Here is a 19,171-nt window from a genome sequence, read left to right as displayed (position 1 = left end):
ATGGCAACCATGAGAGACATTAAACGCAGGAAATCCAGTATCGAGAGTACGGAGCAGATCACCAAAGCCATGAAACTTGTCGCCACCGTCAAGCTCCAGAAGTCCAGGACCCGGGCGGAGAATTCCAGGCTGTATTTCAATATGATGTACAGCACGATCCAGGAAATGCTCTTAAAATCCCAGGGGATCAGCCACAGATACTTAAAACCGGGAACATCCCCCAAAAAGGCGGTGGTGGTCATCACCTCCAACCGGGGATTGGCAGGCGGCTACAATGCCAACGTGGTGCGCCTGGTGACCGGCAGCGGCCTTAAGCCGGAGGATGTGAGGATCTTTGCTGTGGGGCGGAAGGGACGTGACGCGCTGGCCAGAAAGGGCTATGAGATCGCGGCGGATCATTCGGATGTGATCAATGAGCCCCTGTATTCCGATGCCATGGAGATCACAAGAGAGCTGCTGTCTCTTTTTGAAAAACAGGAGATCGGCGAGATCTATCTGGCTTATACGTCGTTTAAGAATACGGTGAGCCAGATCCCGCGGTTCATGAAGCTCCTTCCAGTGGATACGGAGGCGGCGGAGCTCAAGGGCGATGCAGGGGGAAAGGGCCTAAAGCCGGATCTCCTTCTTATGAACTATGAGCCCGACGAGACGGAGGTGCTGGACGCGATCATTCCCAAATACGTCAGCAGCCTGATCTACGGCGCATTTTTAGAGGCGGTGGCCAGTGAGAACGGGGCCCGTATGACGGCCATGGATTCGGCCACCAACAATGCCGAGGAGATGATCGAAAAGCTGTCTCTGCAGTATAACCGTGCAAGACAGGGCTCCATTACCCAGGAGCTGACGGAGATCATCGCCGGAGCGAATGCGATCGAAGGGTAAAATTAAAATCAAAACAAGGAGAAAGAGGATGGCAGAGAAAAGCATTGGTAAGATCACTCAGGTCATCAGTGCCGTTCTGGATATTAAGTTTCCCCAGGGCGGACTTCCTGAGATCAATGACGCCATTGAGATCACCAGGAAGGACGGGGGCACTCTTGTGGTGGAGGTTGCCCAGCATCTTGGTGACGATACGGTAAGATGTATCGCTCTGGGTCCCACAGACGGCCTTGTCCGCGGTATGGAAGCCGTGGCCACCGGAGGACCGATCATGGTCCCTGTGGGAGAGAATACGCTGGGACGTATTTTCAACGTACTGGGCGAGCCCATCGACAATAAAGAGAAGCCGAAGACAGAAAAGAAGCTTCCGATCCACAGAAAGGCCCCCAGCTTTGAGGACCAGTCCACGGAGACGGAGATCTTAGAGACCGGCATCAAGGTCGTGGATCTGTTATGCCCCTACCAGAAGGGCGGAAAGATCGGTCTGTTCGGCGGTGCAGGCGTTGGAAAGACGGTTCTGATCCAGGAGCTGATCCGGAACATCGCCACGGAGCACGGCGGCTATTCTGTATTTACCGGAGTAGGCGAGCGTACCCGTGAAGGAAATGACCTGTATTATGAGATGCAGGAGTCCGGCGTTATCAATAAGACCACCATGGTATTCGGACAGATGAACGAGCCGCCGGGAGCGCGTATGCGTGTGGGCCTTACAGGCCTTACCATGGCGGAGTATTTCCGTGATGAAGGCGGAAAGGACGTACTTTTATTCATTGACAATATCTTCCGTTTCAGCCAGGCAGGCTCCGAGGTGTCCGCGCTGTTGGGCCGTATGCCGTCAGCCGTTGGATACCAGCCGACCTTACAGACGGAGATGGGCGCGCTCCAGGAGCGGATCACTTCCACAAAGAGCGGCTCCATCACCTCCGTACAGGCGGTTTACGTTCCGGCCGACGACTTAACGGACCCGGCTCCGGCCAATACCTTCACCCACCTGGATGCAACGACTGTTTTAAGCCGTTCCATCGTGGAGCTGGGTATTTATCCGGCGGTGGATCCCTTAGAGTCCACCTCCCGTATCCTGGACCCGCGTATCGTGGGCGAGGAGCATTACCGGGTGGCCCGGGGTGTACAGGAGGTGCTCCAGAGATATAAGGAGCTCCAGGATATCATCGCCATGCTGGGTATGGACGAGCTTTCCGAGGAGGATAAGCTGACCGTATCCAGAGCGAGAAAGATCCAGAGATTCCTGTCCCAGCCGTTCTTCGTTGCTGGACAGTTTACCGGCCTGGAGGGCCGTTATGTGCCGCTTTCCGAGACTATCCAGGGCTTTAAGGAGATCCTGGAAGGAAAGCATGACGATATTCCGGAGAACCTGTTCCTGAACGCAGGAAATATGGATGACGTTCTTGCCCGCGTGAAATAGGGGGTGGGAACATGGCGGAAACGATGAAGCTTCAGGTGATCACGCCTGATAAGGAGTTCTTCCACGGGGATGTGTCCATGGTGGAGCTGAATACCGCAGACGGCGAGCTGGGAGTTTACCCCCAGCATATCCCGCTGACCACAGCGGCGGCGCCGGGCGTTTTAAAGATCCATCAGGACGGCCAGGTGAAAAAGGCGGCGCTCCTTTCCGGCTTTCTTCAGATCCTTCCGGAGAAGATGACCATCTTAGCGGAGGTCTGTGAATGGCCGGAGGAGATCGACGGAGCCAGGGCCAACGAGGCCAGGATCCGTGCCGAGAGGCGGCTTGCGGAGCACAGTCCGGAGACGGATATCGCCAGGGCCGAGGCGGCGCTTAGGCGTGCGCTGGTGCGGCTCTCGCTGGTGGAGGAGCACTAAGAATACGTTCTCCTATCCTGGCCAGGGCGCATTAATCTTTTTGTAAGACGAAATGCGCCGCTGGCGGGAAGCGGATGAGCAGATTGTAAAAATAGCCTGGAGAGACGGCAAATTGGAAACAAAGGCCGTTTTTCCAGGCTTTTTTGTGCATTGGACGGGGAGATTGCGTTGTGGAGGCAGATGCAAAATCAAACATCCGATAAATCTGTTTATATCAGGCACCAGATTCTCTTGAGTTTTCTTGCATCCTGTAAGTATTATAGCCATTTTTCATAGCTTTTTCAAGGGCGCGGCAGGCGAATCTGCTGAAATAAGTGCCGTTTATACTGTAAAATCCATATGTGCTGTATGGCTCTTGACATAAACAGATTTATGTCCTTCAGTGCCGTACTCCCCTGGTTCTTGCTCCCCAAATATATAAGGAGGAATGCAATATGAGAAAGTGCAAGCGGATCGTGTCGGCGATGCTGGCGGTTTCTATGGTAATGGGCATGACGGCCTTCCCGGCGCTGGCGGAACCCTTGGGAATCCAGGGTGAGAGCCGTGTGGAAACCGGAATCACGGTGGTGCCCCATACCTATGACAACGCTGCGATAACCTCGTACTATGCCAATGGAAATCCAGTGACCGTAGAAGAGTACGAAGGCAGCACCTATGTCCATCTGGACAGCCATCCGGCCTATGATGATACCTGGGTCAAGGTGGAAGGAAGGGATAAGGACAAGTATACTGCCATTGTCGGAGGCGGGATAGAAGGAAATCTGCCGTCCACCCAGATTACGATGAAAAGCGGAGCTGTCACATATTTGATCGGATCTTCCAGCGGAGAGAAAGCAGCGGGAAAAAAGTATGATGTGGAGGATGCCCGGATCACCGTGGAGGGCGGCAGTGTAGATATCATTTATGCCAACCGTTCGATATCCAGCGGAAACGGCGCGTTCTCCAAGGCCAGTGAACAGCATATCGGAACGGGAACAGTCACCGTTAAAAATAATGCTGTTGTTGGAAATGTTTTCGGGTGCTTTGGCTATACATCCATAGATGATCTGACCATCAATATTGAAGGTAATGCGACCGTAAGGGAATCGGTTATGCCTGGCGCAACGAACGGCACTCTTGCCAAGGGAACGCTGAATGTAAACGGCCCGGGCGTGACCATTGGAGAGGTGGCCGGATGCCAGCGTACTCTGATCGAAAGCCTGGATATGAATTTCATTGAGGGCGAGGTCAAGGGCGTGATTTCTGCTGGCTCCCAGTATAACCAGACGGAAGCGGAGGGAATTTCCCAATGGGGATTTGGCGATATCAACTACGGAATCGTAAAAGATGCGGATCTCTATCTGGGAGAAAACTTTAAGTATCGCGCTGTTTTCGGCGGATTCCAGTCGATCCAGGAGCATGTAAAAGAATTTTACAGCCGGTTTGCTGGTTCAACAGAAAACCAGAAAGACATCCTTGCTTCTTACGGATTTAAGGAAGACGGAAATCTGGATACGGTCATCCGTATCACGGCAGCATCGAAGGGTACGCCCAGCGAAGATGGAAAATATCCGTACTATACGGCGAATAGGACCGGCGTTCAGTATAAAGGCGTTGTTCCGGATCTTCTTGCGGAACCGGTTCCCGGCGTGACGGTAACCTCCGCACCGGCTTCTGTAACAGCGGATACGGAAAATGTAAAGCTGGAAGTGAATGGGGAGAAGGAGGTCGGGGCAGAAGTAAAACTCCTGGTTCCCATGGCTTCTCCGTCCAATGCCATCCAGTGGGAGAGTGATAATGAATCTGTGGTTTCGGTGGAAGCCTCCAGTGAGGACGGGACCCGGGCGGTTCTGACTGGCAATGACATTGGTGCGGCGGCTGTGACCGCTTCCTATACGGAAACCATCAATGGAAAAGAATATACCGTATCAGATACGGTCCATGTGAGTGTTGGCGGAGATTTCCTTGTGACTGCAGCTCCTGAGACGGCAAAGATCGGCGATATCATTTCCTTTACCGCTTCGGCAAAGAAGGCGGCGAAAACGTCTGGAATGGTTACCGCCACAGCCAGCGACGCAGCATACACATGGACGATTGACGACGGCTCTGTGGCTGAGATCGAGACCTCTGAGCCGAGGAAAATGACGGCAAAAGCTGTGGGAGCAGGAAATGCCACAGCATCGGTCCGGTTTGAGGACGAGGCTTCTGACAACCGCGCAGAGGGCAGCACGTCCTTTACCGTAGAAGCGCCGGAGGTTTCTCTGGCAGTGCCGGAAACGGTGACTCTTGGCCAGACCTTCCAGGCAGAGACAAAGGTTTCCAACTATACTGGAAAGGATCCGGAAGTTTTGGGAATTATTGTACATACGGATTTTGATGCAGAGACTATGGTACCCACCGGAAATGTGGACGAGTATGCGGCCATCGATGTACCGGCAGCGGACGCAGAAGGCCAGATCTATGCCGTTCTTTCCTATCCGGCGGCCAATGGAGAAACAAAAGAAACAACACTATCCAGAAAGATTGCTGTAACAATTCCCCAGGTGGAAACGGAAACGGTTTATCTGGATACGAAGGATAAGAAGGAAGCTAATATTGATCTTCCAGTTTTTGTAAGGAACGTATTAAAACATGGCGGCTCTGTGGAAGTGAAAGAGGAAGACGGAGCGGTCGTAAAGGCAGAAATGGATGAAGCAGCGGCTAAGATCCGGCTGTCTGCGGCAGATAGCGGAAATACAGTAGTCCGCGTGGCCCTTCCCAGCGGAACGGTCCTGGCCTCGTATCCGGTCATCGTCTTTGACGCTTCTGAGGAAGCCAGCGCAGAGGACGGAGGCGCCAGTGTTGATATGAGCGAACTGACCGTGGAGACACCGAAGCTTCCTGAAGAGGTTTCTGGTGTTGTTTCCGAAGAACAGTTTGCACAGAAGGTGGAGGAGGCTGACCAGTCTGTGATGGATCTGGATAAAAACCAGGCGGTTGTGGGCAATAAGAATGCAGTTCATGACCTGGCTGCGGCAGTAAAGGGCAATGGTCTGCTGGAAGAGGGCGAGCATGCCCGGATCTCTCTGTCACAGACACCCAAGAGCATATCCTATGAAACGATCGTGGAAAAGGATGCGGCCGGAAATGTGACAGGCGTAAAGGTGCTTCCCAAGACCATGGTATTCGAGGTGAACGCCAGCAAAGTCCTTCTGGACGAGAATGGCCAGGTGATCTCTGGAACCCAGGAAGAACTGGATCTTTCTTCCGATAAGCTGGCGAGACGGCTTTCCTTTAGGTTCCGGCTTCCGGTACCGTCTTTGGTGGAGGACCAGTATGCCAATGTGGAGCATGAAGGAGAAAGCATCGGCCAGTATACGATCGAGAACGAAAATGGATATAAGTTCATCACGATCAGCACCTGGCATTTAAGCGAGTTTAAGCTGACGTTTACCAACGAAAAGGAAAAAACATCCTCTGGCGGCAGTTCTGGTTCCTCCTATGGCCGCGGCCGGTGGTATCTGGAGGACAAGGCAGCGAATAAGACTGGCGAGTGGGTGAAGAATGACACTGGCTGGTGGTTCCGTTATAATGATGGAACGTGGCCGGCTTCCAGATGGGCGGAGCTAGTATGGAACGGCGTTTCCAGCTGGTACTATTTCAACGCCGACGGCTATATGGAGACAGGGTGGCTGAACGAAGGCGGACATTGGTATTATCTGCATCCGTATTCCGATGGAACCCAGGGCTATATGTATACCGGATGGCATGAGATCGGCGGCAAGTGGTATTTCTTCAATACCGTAAGCGGCGGTCCGTTGGGATCCATGGCAGCTGGGACAACAACTACGGATGGATATACAGTGGGCGCAGATGGCGCATGGATCAGGTAAAGGAGATCCTTTGGAAACCAGAACATGAGAATGGGATGGAAGAATGGAGATGCGGAGAAATCTGCATCTCCGTTTTTTATATCACCAGGAAAGTTCGCCCTATGATATAAAAAATGCTCCGCTAAATAAAAAGCAAGACATATATTTACAAGAAAATCGAAATAAAATATATTATAGATAGATAAAGAAAAAGCGAAAAAGAAAGCAATTCAGTCAGGAAGGAGTGGATCTGAATGAAAAAAGAATATCACCATGAAACTTTCTGGACCAGGTTTTTGACAGCCGCGTTAGTCGTGTACCTGCTCCGGGTGCTCCTGATAGCCGGGGAGGGAAAAGGAGAGCCGGAGGTATCCGTAGGAAGATTTTCAGTGGATGCTGCGTTTTCAGAAACAAAGGAATTTCTTCCGCCCTCGTATCTGGAGGCGGCCAGAGATCCGGAATTTAAAGAGTCGTTGATCTGTCTGGGATACCAGGAACCGGGAGCGCAGACCGGGACATACAGGTACTGGTTCCAGTATGCCGGTGAGAGAGCGCCGGAGGTCATTTATGTGAAGCGGCCGCCGGTATACGTTCTCCGGGAAATGGAGCCGGTTTCCGCAGAGCTTTCAGATGAACTTCCGGTGCAGATGGAATATGGAGACGGCACAGGCTGGTTTGACGTGACAGAGGTATCCTGTGTCCAGTCGGGGGAAGGCGCTTATGAGATCCGGATCAAGGCCCATATGCTGCGGGATGCGTACCCGGGGACGGTGACACTGGCTTTTGGGGATGCAGTCCTGGAGCGGAAGCCGGAGATCTCTGAGGATGGGCGGTACGCGGCGGCCCTGTTCGGCCGGGACCATGGGTATTCCTCGGACACGTTTGTATTTGTGTATGAGATGAAGAACGGGAGTACCTATGAAACAGTAACAGAACGGCTGAGAACGGCAGTGCTGTCTGCCGGGAATCCCTATGAGAAGCAGGAAGAGGCAGAATTGGAGATGGAGGCACAGGGAGGCATCCAGGTCCATCTGGTCCCGGCGGCGTAGAGGCGCTGTGTGCCAGCAGGGGATTTTCCAGCTCACGCTTCTGGAGCCGCTCCGGCGAGGAAATGCAGTCATACCTGCTGGATCATCTGGCATTTGGCAGTACGGGAAGGAATGAACTGGACTATGTATAAAAAGTGTCCGGGATTTTTTGAGCAAAAATCCCCTAAAACAGGAAAATTTGGGTACCAGATGCAAAAAAAATCCCCAGTGCCCAAAAATTGGTGAAATTTTGGGTACTGGAGAAAAAAGTCCTGGATCCTGCCCAAACGGGCCGGGCCCAGATGGAATTTCAATGTCGGCAGGAACAGCTTCCGGTTTACTGATCGTTGGTCAGCTTCAGCTTATCAAACACGTAAAATACCAGGCTAAGGATCATTCCGGTGACGCAGGCCAGCACCATACCGGTGAGCTGGACGTTTCCAAAGTTCACCTTAATGCCGGAGAGGCCGGTAACGAAGATCACGGCAGTCAGGGCCTGGTTCCGGTTTTTGCCGTAGTCCACCTGGGAATCCACCAGGATCCGCAGGCCGGAGGTGCCGATCATTCCATAAAGCAGGAAGGAGATCCCGCCGATGACCGGGCCGGGGATGGTCTGGATTAGGGCCGACAGCTTTCCGATGAAGGAGCAGATGATGGAAAATACGGCCGCGCCGGCGATGACCTGGACGCTGTATACCTTGGTGACGGCCATAACGCCGATGTTCTCCCCATAGGTGGTGGTGGGAACGGAGCCGATGAGACCAGACAGCATGGTGGAGAAATTATCTCCGAACAGACTGCGGTGGAGTCCCGGTTCCTTTAGGAGATCGCGGTTTACGATCTTGCTGGTGACCACCTGGTGTCCGATGTGCTCGGAGGTGATGACCAGGATCACCGGAAGGATGATCAGGATGGCCTGGAGATCAAACTTTGGAGCAGAAAAGTTTGGCAGGGCAAAGATCGGAGCGGTCATGACAGCGGAAAAGTCCAGGATCCCGGTAATGGCCGCAGCCACGTATCCGGCGATCACGGCGATCAGGATCGGGATCACAGAGAGGAAGCCGTGGAACAGGACGGAGCCGAATACGGCAAAGCCCAGGGTCACGAAAAATACGATGGCATTCCGGGGATCGATGACTTCATCCAGAAGGCCGGCGTTGCTGGCGGCGCTGCCGGAGAGCTCCAGACCGATGAGAGCCACCACAGGGCCCATGGCGGCGGGAGGAAGGACGATGTCGATCCATTTATACCCCACTTTATAAATGATGAACGCCAGGATACAGCCGGCAAACCCCACGGCCACGAAGCCGCCCAGGGCGTATTCATAGCCCCAGTTGGCAATGACGATGCCGGCAGGAGCCAGAAAGGCGAAGCTGGAGCCCAGATAGGCCGGAGCCTTTCCCTTGGTGACCAGAATGAAAAGCAGAGTGCCCAGGCCGTTCATGAAAAGAACGACGGCCGGGTTGATCCCGAACAGGAAGGGGACCAGCACTGACGCGCCGAACATGGCGAACATGTGCTGGATGCTTAAGGGGATCAGAAGCCGGAAGGGGACCTTGTCCTCCACCTGGATGATCGTGTGGTTTTCCATACGAAACCTCCTAAATATAATTTTTGAGAAAATCATGAAATTTCGTGTTTCATTTTAGCATAAGAAAGTGTTTTGTCAAATAGAAAAATCAGAGGAACAGAAGGAACTGCTGCCGGATACTGTAAAAAATCTCACAGCCAGGTTGACAAAATGGCAGGACCCCTATGATAATAGCTATATAATTAGAAAAAGGATGTTCCGGGACCGGCAGAGGGAGCAGTGTTCTGCCGGATCTCCGCGAAAAGGGAACTGGACAATGGCCGCTCTGAGAATGAACGGCGGTGAAGAAAAGGAGGAGAAGGCAATGGAATTTACGGGAAAACAGATCCAGGAGGCCAGGGAACGGATCGCTCCGTTTGTGGATGAGACTCCGCTTCTGAGGCTTAAGGCACTGGATGCATACCTGGGCTGCCAGGTATATGTCAAGGCAGAGTGTATGCAGAAGACTGGGGCATTTAAGTTCCGGGGGGCCATGAACCGGATCCTGACGCTGACAGATGAGGAGCTTTCTCGGGGGATCGTGGCGGCATCTTCGGGGAACCACGGACGGGCCATCGCTTATGGTGCCAGAATGAAGGGGGCCAGGGCAGTGATCGTAATGCCGCGGACGGCTCCGGAGGCCAAGAAAAAAGCCATCATGGAGCTGGGGGCTGAGGTGGTGCTCTGCGAAGCACCGGAGCGGTTTGAGGTGGCGGAGCAGATCTGTATGGAGAGGGGCAGCACCATGATCCCGCCCTATGACGATTACGATGTGATGGCAGGCCAGGGGACTCTGGGCCTGGAACTGATGGAACAGTGCCCGGAGCTTTCTGCCGTCATTGTCCCGGCCAGCGGCGGCGGACTCATCGGCGGCGTTTCTGCGGCGGTGAAATCCGTGTCGGATCATACAAAGGTATACGGGGCGGAGCCGTCGGCCCTTCCGCGGTATACGGAGAGCCTGAAGGCCGGGGAACCGGTGCTGGTGCCCATGAAGAAGTCCCTGGCTGATGCCCTGGTGTCCCAGCGGCCGGGCCTTAAAAACTTCCCGGTGGTGAAGGCGTATGTGGACGGCTTTGCAGCGGTGGATGATCCGTTTATGCTGAAGGGGATGAAACTGCTTCTGATGGAAGGGAAGGTCCTGGCGGAGCCGTCGGCCTGCATCGGGATCGGCGCCGTTTTAGAGGGCCGGATCCCGGTGGGAAAAGAGGATAAGGTCTGTTTTGTGATCTCGGGCGGAAATCTTGGATTTGAACAGCTGGAGATCCTAAAGGACGCAGCCCAGTTCGTTTAACATCTGAAGATCCGCAGCCGTGGAGATGCCGGAGGTGGTCAGCATATCGCCGGAGATGGCGGCATTGGCGCCGGAAAGGAAACAGCTCCGCCCTTTGTCGGGAAGGAGGCCACGTCCTCCAGCCAGGCGGATGAAGGCATCTGGAAGAAGGAAGCGGAATACGGCCACGATCCGGCGCATCTGGTCTCCGGTCAGCGGGGCCAGGTGTCCCAAGGGCGTCCCGGGAATGGGGTTCAGCATGTTGACGGGAACCGAGCGGATCCCCAGCTCCCGCAGCGAAAGCGCCATGTCCACCTGGTCCTCTGGGGTCTCGCCCATGCCCACGATCCCGCCGCTGCACACTGTAAGCCCGGCGGCCTGGGCGGCTTTTATGGCGGCCAGCTTCTGGTCAAAGGTGTGGGTGGTGCACACATTGGGGAAATTGCTCCGGGAGGTCTCCAGATTGTTGTGGATCCGGGTGACACCTGCTTCCTTCAGCTTTTCATACTGAGACTGGTCCAGGAGACCGAAGGAGGCGCAGACCAGACAGCCGGTTTCTTTCCGGATCCTCTGGATGGCCAGGCACATCCGGTCCACTTCCCTATCGTTTAACTGCCTGCCGGAGGTCACGATAGAAAAGCGGGGAACACCCTGTCTGTGATTCCTTCCAGCTTCCTGGACAATGGTATCAGCATCCAGCAGAGGATATTCCTCTGCGCTGGAAGAAGAATAGGCGGATTGGGCGCAGAACCGGCAATTTTCCGGGCAGCGGCCGCTCTTCCCGTTGATGATGGTACAGAGGTCGAAGCGGTTCTGGCAGAAATGGAGCTGGATCTGGCGGGCGGCGGAGCAGAGCTCCTCCAGGGGAGCCTCATAAAGGGCCAGGGCTTCCTCCCGGGAGATCATGCCGCCGTTTAAGATCCGTGTTTTCAGTTCCTGGATCATGGTCATAGGTTCAGTCATGGGTGCCTCCTAAAGTAAACTAAAAATTTTATATGGTTTACAATATCATAAAAACAGAGAAATGTAAACTATGTAATAAATTTGGTTGACAAACAGAGGGAGGAAAACTGCCTTGACAATCCGGCTGAGATTCCGCAAAATAAGAGGAAGAGAGGGGCTGGAGAGTCTGCTTTTCCGGCCCTGGGAAAATACGGAGGGATGGATGCAAATGGGAAAGACCATGGAGGAAAAGGCGTTCCGGGAGCACGTTTCCTGGGTGATGTTTCTGCTCAGTATCCTGGTGATCTGGGCCCACTCCTATAATGCGGAGCTGTTTTCCGGCGGCGCCCCGGTCACAGAGGGGATCTGGCTGACGGTCCACAGGATCCAGGATTTCTTGTCCGCGGCCCTGGGGTTGACGGCAGTGCCGGGATTTTTTATGCTGTCGGCGTACCTTTTTTTCCGCAGCTTTTCCTGGGAGAAGCTTCCGGCAAAATGGAAGAGCCGGGTCCGCAGCGTGGCGGTCCCCTATCTGGCCTGGAATCTTTTTTATTATCTGGGCTATGTGCTGGCAACCCGCATTCCGGCTGTTTACCGGCTCATTGGAAAACCGCCGGTGCCATTTAACGGGGAGGAGCTTCTGGCGGCTGTTCTTCATTACCAGTACGCGCCGGTATTCTGGTATCTGTATCAGCTGATGTTCCTGATCCTGCTGTCCCCGGTCCTTTACTGGATCATAAAGAACCGGACCCGGGGGCTGGTCTTTCTGGCAGCTGTCATGGCGGCCGTCCATTTTCATCTGGATACCATGCATCCCAACACGGATGCCCTCTTATATTACTCCTTTGGGATCTTTATGGCCGTCCATGGCCGGGAATTGACAGAGGCTTCTTATGGAAAGGGGCGGATCCTGGCGGGGATCGGAAATGTCCTTATGGCAGCGATCTGTTTCTGGAGGATGGGGAAGCCTGGGGCAGATGTTTTGTGGATCGTCATGTTCCGTTTTTTCCTTCCCATATCCATATGGCTTCTGTTTGACAGCGGACGGATGGGAAAGACCAGGCCGTGGATGCGCCAGAGCCTGTTTTTATACGGGATCCATTTTATCCTGGTGCGTGTTTTTAATAAGGCCGGAGCCCTGGTGCTGGGACGCGTGCTGGATGGAACGGCCATGGCGGTCTTAGCTGTGGTCTGGTTCCTCCTGCTTCCGGCGGCGGTGGTGGCATCCTCTTACGCGGCGGCCCGGATCCTGGTCCGGTATGCGCCAGCCGTGTGGCGGATCTTTTCCGGAGGGCGGAGCCTGGACGAAGGCTTCCTGAAAAATGAAACAGAGAGGAAATGACAGATGATACTGGAAAAAGAAGACTGGGAGGAGCCAGAGTGCTGCTTCCGACCACATATAGCAGCCGCAGAGGCGGTGCATACAGGGAGCGCGGACGGAGGTCCCTCGGTCCGGGAGGTGATCCAGGGCTTTGACCGGCTCCTGGACCGGGATGCCAAACGGGAGGCGGCCATATATCTGGAGGACTGGCTGGCCCGGTATGAGGAAGCCGGGGACTGGACATCCCAGATCACTATATTGAATGAAATGATGGGCTTTTACCGCAATTCCAGAGAGAGGGAAAAGGGCCTTGCGGCGGTGGAAAAGGGGCTGGCCCTGGTGGGAGATCATGGGCTTTCCCAGACCGTCACCGGCGGCACCACCTGTCTCAATGCCGCCACTACCATGAAGGCTTTTGGAAAGGCAGCAGAGGCCATGCCGTATTACGACCAGGCCTTTAGGGCCTATGGCGGGAGCCTGCCGCCGGGAGACTACCGGTTCGGAGGCCTGTTCAACAACATGGCCCTGGCCTGGGAGGACCTGGGAGAGTATAGAAAGGCGGAGGCATATTATAAGAAAGCCATGGATATCATGGAGGCGCTGCGGCCGGGAAGCCTCCTGGAGATCGCGGTCACCTGGGTGAACCTGGCGGTGCTGTATGAGAAGGCGGGACGGGAGGAGGAGATCGACGGATGTCTGGAAAAGGCAGTGGAGATCTTTCGCTCCGGAGAGGTTCCCAGAGACGGATATTACGCGTTTAATTGCCGGAAATGCGCGGAAACATTCGGACATTTCGGATATTTCAGAATAAAGAAGGAACTTACCGAGGCGGCGGACCGGATCTATCGGGAAGCCGGAGAGGAGCCGGGGAGATGACAGATGGAAAGAGCAGTGGAAGAGCGGCAGATATGGAGCCGATAGAGGAAGGACAGGACAGGGGAAACGTTATCAGGGGCCTGGAGCTTTCAGAACGGTTTTTTGGCGAATACGGCCTGCCCATGCTCCAGGAGCAGTTTCCCCAGTATATGGATATGATCGCCGCGGGAGTGGCCGGAGAGGGCTCCGACTGCTTTGGTTTTGATGATGCCATATCCCGGGACCATGATTTTGAGGCCGGCTTCTGTCTTTGGATCCCGGACCGGCTGGAGCATGAGCTGGAATTTAAGCTGTCCCGGGCTTATGGGAAGCTGCCGGGGGAGTATCTGGGAGTGAGGCGGGAAAAGCAGAGCCTCCTTGGCGGCGGACGCCGGGGCGTTTTGCTCACCGGAGAATTTTACCGCCGGTTCACAGGAAGGCCGGGAGCGCCGGAATCCCTGATGGAATGGCTGTATACGCCGGAGCACAGCCTGTCCTGCGCCGTCAATGGAAGGGTGTTTTACGACGGATGCGGGGAGTTTTCTGCCGTGCGCCGGGAGCTGGAGGCCGGATACCCGGAGGACGTGCGCCTGAAGAAAATGGCGGCCAGGGCCGTCCTTATGGCCCAGTCGGGGCAATATAATTATTCCCGGTGTCTGAGGCGGGGGGAATACGGAGCCGCCGCCATGGCCCTCCACGAATTTGTTTCGGCGGGGCTTTCCATGATCTTTCTTCTGAACCGAAGGTACATGCCGTATTACAAATGGTCGTTCCGGGCCGCCAGGGAGCTGCCGGTGCTCCGTGAGGCTGCTGGGGAGCTGGAGCGGCTGCTGACAGGGGGAGCAGCCGTGCCGGGGGATGCGGCTGGCGTTTATGAGCCAGGGAATACGGAACCAGGGGACAGAAATGGCGTCCGTGGATCCGTGGAGAAGGAAGCAGAGGACACAGAGGGATCCTGCGGACCAGCAAAGAAGCGGCTGGCTGGCGGCCCGGTCCGGACAGAGGAGAGGATCGAAATGGTCTGCCGGGCTGTGGTACAGGAGCTGAAGCGCCAGGGCTTGACCGGCGGGGACTGGGATTATCTGGAGCCCCATGCCATGGAGCTGACGGAGCGCATCCGGGACGGAGAGCTTCGGAACCTTCATGTGATGGAGGGGTAGGGAGCCGTCGGCCAGGATCCGGTTTCAATTTCTCTCTTAGCTGGAGACAGCAGCGGCAGGCAGCTGTCTCCAACTCCATCAGTCCCCGGGCTTGCGAGATCTGACAAATGAATATAAACAGATGACCAGAACGGTAAAAATACCAACGGCCGCAGCGCCTGTCTTCCAATTAAAAGTACCACTCGGATACGTGATTCCGATACCGCCATGGCCAAACAGGCCAGCTTTTCTGGATGCCCGTGCAACGTCGCTGTAATTATATAATGGCATACTGCTGTCATTCTCTTCATTTGAAGCAGAAAGCAGATCCGTATTCTGAGCTGCAGTGGGCCAGTTACCCTCAAAAGCACGGGCTGCTGACGGTTCAGCAGGTATTATAAACTCAGCTTTTTCTTCGCTGTTAAATACGATCGCTGTGGGATATCTTATTCCTGGGATACCTGAAACGATTTCATATGTATAGTTTCTGGGATCATATCCCGCATGCTCCAGTGCATCTTTAACGGTTTCCGCATAGTTTACAGTCTGGCCATCAAAGATATGGATTGCGCCAACATGCCATTGATTTGAATTTTTTTCTAATTCTATCCTCACATCTTTTGGAACATCTTCAGAAATAGAAGTTACTTTTGTAATATCAACCAGGATTGTATGGATATCTGTATATACAGGAACCTGCCATTTATATTTTGCTTCCTGAAGCGACGACTTTACCTTTTCTGCGTGATTTAATTCTATATCAGCATACACTTTAAATGCCTGTTCCATTTTGAGCTCATCTTCAGAAATATCTTTCCCTGTTTCTGAATGGACCAGGCCATGATTCAGGGAATCCAATATTTCATCGTTCAGAGACAAGATTTCTGAATATTCACGGTCATTCCTGTCTATCAGATGTTCCATGGCGTAAATATTAAAGGTTAATACATTTATCATTAAAATAACAGTAAATACCCCGGATAATTTTTTATTCATGCTTTGCCCCCTCTCATTTGCATTATATCAGTTTTTAGTATCATGCCGCAATAAAACACTGAAAATCAACGCCCGATTTTCAGCGAAAAAACACTTGCACTCAAAAATAAACTATGCTATACTTATTTAGCTGTTCTAAGGGAACAGGTATATAAATAAACGTGACTGTCAGTCATGTACCAAAAAATAAAGAGGTGAAAATCATGAAAGAGGGAATCCACCCAAATTACTATCAGGCCAAGGTCGTTTGCAACTGCGGTAATGAATTTGTAACTGGTTCTACCAAGAAAGACATTCACGTAGAAATCTGTTCCAAATGCCATTCATTCTATACCGGTCAGCAGAAGGCTGCTTCCGCTCGCGGACGTATCGAGATGTTCAACCGTAAGTATGGTGTGAAAGCAGACAAATAAGGTTTGATAAAGCAGGGTTGAGCTTTTGGATATTTCTGAAAACTCAGCCCTTTTTGTTTACCCGGAGGCCAGGCGGAGTGGGAACGCTCCCGGCAGGCCCCGGAGGCAGACGGGCCGGAGACGCGCGTCTGCGGGATCTTACAGACATGGAGGTTTAAAATTGAAATATTCCGGTATCGGGGGACAGGCAGTCTTAGAGGGGATCATGATGAAAAACAAGGATACCTATGCCACCGCCGTCAGAAAGCCTGACGGGGAGATCGTGATCCAGAAAGACACATATGTGAGTATGGCGGAAAAAGTGAAATTCTTTTCCCTTCCGTTTGTACGCGGGATTTTCAGCTTTGCGGATTCAATGATCCTGGGGATGAAGACTCTCACCTGGTCGGCCAGCTTTTTTGAGGACGATGAAGAGGACGAGGCTCCGGGAAGATTTGAAAGCTTCCTGATCGATAAATTCGGAGAAAAAATGGAAAGTGTCGTCATGACGGCGGTGATGATCTTTTCCGTGTTCATGGCCATTGGGATCTTTATGGTGCTCCCGCTTCTGATCGCCGGCTTTTTCCGACGGTTCATCCCGTCAGAAACGGCCATGGCCGTTTTAGAGGGAGCGATCCGCATTGGGATCTTTATCGCTTATATTAAGATCATTTCCAGGATGGACGACATTCGCCGCACGTTCATGTACCATGGCTCCGAGCACAAATGCATTAACTGCCTGGAGAACGGGCTGGTATTAAATGTGGAAAACGTCCGGAAGAGCTCCAAGGAGCACAAGCGCTGCGGCACCAGCTTTCTTCTGATCGTTATGGTCATCAGCATCCTGTTCTTTATGGTGGTCCGGGTGGACACCATATGGCTCCGGATCGTCAGCCGGATCGTACTGATCCCGGTGATCGCGGGCGTGTCCTATGAGGTGCTGCGGCTGGCAGGCACCAGCAATTCAAAGATCATGGACATCATAAGCCGCCCCGGCATGTGGATGCAGGGGCTGACCACCAAGGAACCGGACGATTCCATGATCCAGGTGGCCATCGCCGCTGTGGAGGAAGTGTTCGACTGGAAGAAATACCTGGAGGAGAACTTTCCGGAAACGTATCCGGCCGGGTATTTTGAAGATCAGGAGAAACCGGCATGACCTGGGGGGAACTGTTAAAGCAGGGCCAGGAGCGTTTAAAGAAGGCCGGGATCCAGGAGTATGAGCTGGATGCCTGGTATCTGTTTGAACAGGCATTTTCCATGAGCCGGGCCAGGTATTTCCTGGATGCAAAGGAGGAGGCATCGCCGGGGGATGAGGCACTTAAGGCCTATGAGGACGGCCTGGAGCGCCGATCTGGCCGGGTGCCCCTCCAGCATATCCTGGGCACCCAGGAGTTCATGGGCATGGAGTTTTTTGTCAATGCCCATGTGCTGATCCCCAGGCAGGATACAGAGACGCTGGTGGAAACTGTGTTAAATGAGCAGAAAAACAGAAATATTTCCGTGCTGGATATGTGCACCGGCTCCGGCTGCATCGCCGTCAGCTTAAAGGCCCTGGGCGGATACGCCCGGGTGGCAGCGGCAGACATTTCTCCCGAGGCCCTGGAGGTGGCAGAAAAAAACGCCGGAACGTATCCGGTGGAGTTTCGCCAGAGCGATATGTTCGCTGCCTTTGAGCCGGGAAGGGACATGTTCGATGTGATCGTTTCCAATCCGCCCTATATCCCCAGTGAGGTGATCCGGGGACTGGAGCCGGAGGTGCGTGACCATGAGCCTCTGGGAGCCTTAGACGGGAAAGAGGACGGCCTTTATTTTTACAGGATCCTGGCGGAGCAGTGCGGGGATTTCTTAAACCAGGGCGGTTCCGTTTATTTTGAGACGGGTCATGACCAGGGGGCGGCGGTGAAGACGCTTTTAGAGTCCCATGGATTTCAGGATACAAAGGTGATAAAGGATCTGGCGGGCATGGACCGGGTAGTGCGCGGAACGTGGCCGGGGCAGATCCGGAAATAAAGAAGGAGGTTTCCTATGTTCGACCGTTTGGAAGACATTGTTAAGCATTACGAAGAGCTGATGTTTGAGTTAAACAATCCGTCCGTGGCAGAGGATCAGAAAAGATTCCGGAAGCTGATGAAGGAACAGTCGGATCTGACGCCGCTGGTGGAGACATATAAGGAATATAAGCAGGCAAAGCAGGATGTGGAGGACAGCCTGGCCCTTCTGGAGGAAGAGAGCGACGAGGAAATGCGGGAGATGGCCAAGGAAGAGCTTTCCGACGCGAAAAAAAGGATCGAGGAGCTGGAGCAGCAGCTTAAGATCCTTCTGCTTCCTAAGGACCCCAACGATGATAAGAACGTGATCGTGGAGATCCGCGCAGGCGCAGGCGGAGACGAGGCAGCCCTGTTTGCTTCCGAGCTGTACCGGATGTATGTCCATTACGCAGAGCGCCAGCGCTGGAAGGTGGAGCTGATCAACGTCAGCGAGAGCGGCATCGGCGGCATGAAGGAAGTGGAATTCATGATCACAGGCCAGGGCGCATATTCCAAGCTGAAATACGAAAGCGGCGTACACCGGGTACAGCGTGTGCCGGAGACTGAGTCCGGCGGCCGGATCCATACGTCTACGGCCACTGTGGCGATCATGCCGGAGGCCGAGGAGTTTGACGTGGTCATCGACGAAAAGGATATCCGCATCGACGTGATGCGTGCCTCCGGAAACGGCGGCCAGTGCGTAAACACCACGGACTCTGCGGTGCGTCTGACCCATATTCCCACGGGGATCGTGATCTACAGCCAGACAGAGAAATCCCAGCTTCAGAACAAGGATAAGGCGTTCCGCCTGCTGCGTTCCAAGCTGTATGACATGGAGCTGGAGCGCCGCCAGAATGAGGAGGCCGAGGCACGCCGCAGCCAGATCGGCACAGGCGACCGGTCCGAAAAGATCCGCACCTACAACTTCCCCCAGGGACGTGTGACAGAGCACCGGATCAAGCTGACCCTTTATAAGATCGACTCCATCATGGACGGCGATCTCCAGGAACTGATCGACAGCCTGATCGCCGCAGACCAGGCGGCCAAGCTAGCCAAAATGAACGAGAATTAAAAATGGAT

Annotated in this window: 16 protein-coding genes; 13 read left to right on the top strand and 3 right to left on the bottom strand. The window is 53.9% G+C overall.

All coding sequences use genetic code 11. From position 1 onward, the window contains the following. From atpG to OCV69_RS12445, 5 genes are all read left to right on the top strand, one after another. Complete coding sequence (atpG, locus tag OCV69_RS12465; protein ID WP_158359394.1) at window positions 1-882, top strand: ATP synthase F1 subunit gamma; 882 nt, start codon at window positions 1-3, stop codon at window positions 880-882. A 28-nt stretch (window positions 883-910) separates the two neighbouring features. Beyond that, a complete protein-coding gene (gene atpD, locus OCV69_RS12460) occupies window positions 911-2,302 on the top strand; it encodes a F0F1 ATP synthase subunit beta (RefSeq protein WP_158359396.1) in 1,392 nt (463 codons plus the stop codon). An 11-nt stretch (window positions 2,303-2,313) separates the two neighbouring features. Then, a complete protein-coding gene (gene atpC / locus OCV69_RS12455) occupies window positions 2,314-2,718 on the top strand; it encodes an ATP synthase F1 subunit epsilon (RefSeq protein WP_022272878.1) in 405 nt (134 codons plus the stop codon). Between the two features lie 434 nt (window positions 2,719-3,152). Beyond that, the gene (locus tag OCV69_RS12450; protein ID WP_158359398.1) at window positions 3,153-6,569 is read left to right on the top strand and encodes an N-acetylmuramoyl-L-alanine amidase family protein; all 3,417 of its coding nucleotides are present in this window, start codon (window positions 3,153-3,155) and stop codon (window positions 6,567-6,569) included. 233 nt (window positions 6,570-6,802) lie between these two features. Further along, window positions 6,803-7,597 carry a hypothetical protein gene (locus OCV69_RS12445; protein ID WP_158359399.1) on the top strand — a complete coding sequence of 265 codons (795 nt, stop codon included), beginning with the start codon at window positions 6,803-6,805 and terminating at the stop codon, window positions 7,595-7,597. Between the two features lie 316 nt (window positions 7,598-7,913). Here the strand turns inward: OCV69_RS12445 and uraA are convergent, their stop codons facing one another. Continuing rightward, entirely contained in the window at window positions 7,914-9,167 is a 1,254-nt protein-coding gene (gene uraA, locus OCV69_RS12440; RefSeq protein ID WP_158359401.1) for a uracil permease, read from the bottom strand. A 256-nt stretch (window positions 9,168-9,423) separates the two neighbouring features. Here uraA and OCV69_RS12435 point away from each other — a divergent pair, with 256 nt between their 5' ends. Further along, window positions 9,424-10,437, top strand: coding sequence for a threonine ammonia-lyase (locus OCV69_RS12435; protein ID WP_262563128.1), 1,014 nt, complete (start codon window positions 9,424-9,426; stop codon window positions 10,435-10,437). On the opposite strand, the gene bioB is transcribed toward OCV69_RS12435, so the two are convergent. Further along, entirely contained in the window at window positions 10,411-11,367 is a 957-nt protein-coding gene (gene bioB, locus OCV69_RS12430; RefSeq protein ID WP_158359432.1) for a biotin synthase BioB, read from the bottom strand. The two genes, OCV69_RS12435 and bioB, sit on opposite strands and share 27 nt — an antisense overlap. Window positions 11,368-11,581: 214 nt before the next feature. On the opposite strand from bioB, the gene OCV69_RS12425 reads away from it, so the two are divergent. The 3 genes from OCV69_RS12425 to OCV69_RS12415 are packed head-to-tail and all read left to right on the top strand — an operon-like array spanning window position 11,582 to window position 14,694. Further along, window positions 11,582-12,700 (top strand): acyltransferase family protein, encoded by a 1,119-nt coding sequence (locus OCV69_RS12425; RefSeq protein WP_158359403.1) that lies wholly within the window; start codon window positions 11,582-11,584, stop codon window positions 12,698-12,700. A 3-nt stretch (window positions 12,701-12,703) separates the two neighbouring features. After that, window positions 12,704-13,555, top strand: coding sequence for a tetratricopeptide repeat protein (locus tag OCV69_RS12420; RefSeq protein WP_158359405.1), 852 nt, complete (start codon window positions 12,704-12,706; stop codon window positions 13,553-13,555). After that, complete coding sequence (locus OCV69_RS12415) at window positions 13,552-14,694, top strand: DUF4037 domain-containing protein (protein WP_262563127.1); 1,143 nt, start codon at window positions 13,552-13,554, stop codon at window positions 14,692-14,694. The genes OCV69_RS12420 and OCV69_RS12415 overlap by 4 nt, the downstream gene beginning before the upstream one ends. A 78-nt stretch (window positions 14,695-14,772) precedes the next feature. Here the strand turns inward: OCV69_RS12415 and OCV69_RS12410 are convergent, their stop codons facing one another. Continuing rightward, window positions 14,773-15,669 (bottom strand): hypothetical protein, encoded by an 897-nt coding sequence (locus tag OCV69_RS12410; protein ID WP_158359406.1) that lies wholly within the window; start codon window positions 15,667-15,669, stop codon window positions 14,773-14,775. Window positions 15,670-15,872: 203 nt separating this feature from the next. Here OCV69_RS12410 and rpmE point away from each other — a divergent pair, with 203 nt between their 5' ends. From rpmE to prfA, 4 genes are all read left to right on the top strand, one after another. Further along, complete coding sequence (gene rpmE, locus OCV69_RS12405) at window positions 15,873-16,082, top strand: 50S ribosomal protein L31 (protein ID WP_022272867.1); 210 nt, start codon at window positions 15,873-15,875, stop codon at window positions 16,080-16,082. Between the two features lie 160 nt (window positions 16,083-16,242). Continuing rightward, window positions 16,243-17,220, top strand: a complete 978-nt coding sequence (locus tag OCV69_RS12400; RefSeq protein ID WP_158359408.1) for a DUF1385 domain-containing protein — start codon at window positions 16,243-16,245, stop codon at window positions 17,218-17,220. Next, window positions 17,217-18,074 (top strand): peptide chain release factor N(5)-glutamine methyltransferase, encoded by an 858-nt coding sequence (gene prmC, locus OCV69_RS12395; RefSeq protein ID WP_158359410.1) that lies wholly within the window; start codon window positions 17,217-17,219, stop codon window positions 18,072-18,074. Before OCV69_RS12400 ends, prmC begins: the two co-directional genes overlap by 4 nt. A gap of 15 nt (window positions 18,075-18,089) precedes the next feature. Then, entirely contained in the window at window positions 18,090-19,163 is a 1,074-nt protein-coding gene (gene prfA, locus OCV69_RS12390; protein WP_022272864.1) for a peptide chain release factor 1, read from the top strand. Window positions 19,164-19,171: the final 8 nt, after the last annotated feature.

Source organism: Alitiscatomonas aceti (assembly GCF_025567195.1).
GTDB classification, from domain to species: domain Bacteria; phylum Bacillota; class Clostridia; order Lachnospirales; family Lachnospiraceae; genus Alitiscatomonas; species Alitiscatomonas aceti.
This window is presented reverse-complemented; position numbering and strand designations above follow the sequence as displayed.

Bases quoted from the DNA above. Each gene is read 5' to 3' on its own strand.
- OCV69_RS12445 (WP_158359399.1), top strand. From the start codon at position 6,803: ATGAAAAAAGAATATCACCATGAAACTTTCTGGACCAGGTTTTTGACA.
- OCV69_RS12425 (WP_158359403.1), top strand. From the start codon at position 11,582: ATGCAAATGGGAAAGACCATGGAGGAAAAGGCGTTCCGGGAGCACGTT.
- uraA (WP_158359401.1), bottom strand. From the start codon at position 9,167: ATGGAAAACCACACGATCATCCAGGTGGAGGACAAGGTCCCCTTCCGG.
- atpG (WP_158359394.1), top strand. From the start codon at position 1: ATGGCAACCATGAGAGACATTAAACGCAGGAAATCCAGTATCGAGAGT.
- OCV69_RS12415 (WP_262563127.1), top strand. From the start codon at position 13,552: ATGACAGATGGAAAGAGCAGTGGAAGAGCGGCAGATATGGAGCCGATA.
- prmC (WP_158359410.1), top strand. From the start codon at position 17,217: ATGACCTGGGGGGAACTGTTAAAGCAGGGCCAGGAGCGTTTAAAGAAG.
- atpC (WP_022272878.1), top strand. From the start codon at position 2,314: ATGGCGGAAACGATGAAGCTTCAGGTGATCACGCCTGATAAGGAGTTC.
- OCV69_RS12420 (WP_158359405.1), top strand. From the start codon at position 12,704: ATGATACTGGAAAAAGAAGACTGGGAGGAGCCAGAGTGCTGCTTCCGA.
- OCV69_RS12450 (WP_158359398.1), top strand. From the start codon at position 3,153: ATGAGAAAGTGCAAGCGGATCGTGTCGGCGATGCTGGCGGTTTCTATG.
- bioB (WP_158359432.1), bottom strand. From the start codon at position 11,367: ATGACCATGATCCAGGAACTGAAAACACGGATCTTAAACGGCGGCATG.
- OCV69_RS12410 (WP_158359406.1), bottom strand. From the start codon at position 15,669: ATGAATAAAAAATTATCCGGGGTATTTACTGTTATTTTAATGATAAAT.
- prfA (WP_022272864.1), top strand. From the start codon at position 18,090: ATGTTCGACCGTTTGGAAGACATTGTTAAGCATTACGAAGAGCTGATG.
- atpD (WP_158359396.1), top strand. From the start codon at position 911: ATGGCAGAGAAAAGCATTGGTAAGATCACTCAGGTCATCAGTGCCGTT.
- rpmE (WP_022272867.1), top strand. From the start codon at position 15,873: ATGAAAGAGGGAATCCACCCAAATTACTATCAGGCCAAGGTCGTTTGC.
- OCV69_RS12435 (WP_262563128.1), top strand. From the start codon at position 9,424: ATGGCCGCTCTGAGAATGAACGGCGGTGAAGAAAAGGAGGAGAAGGCA.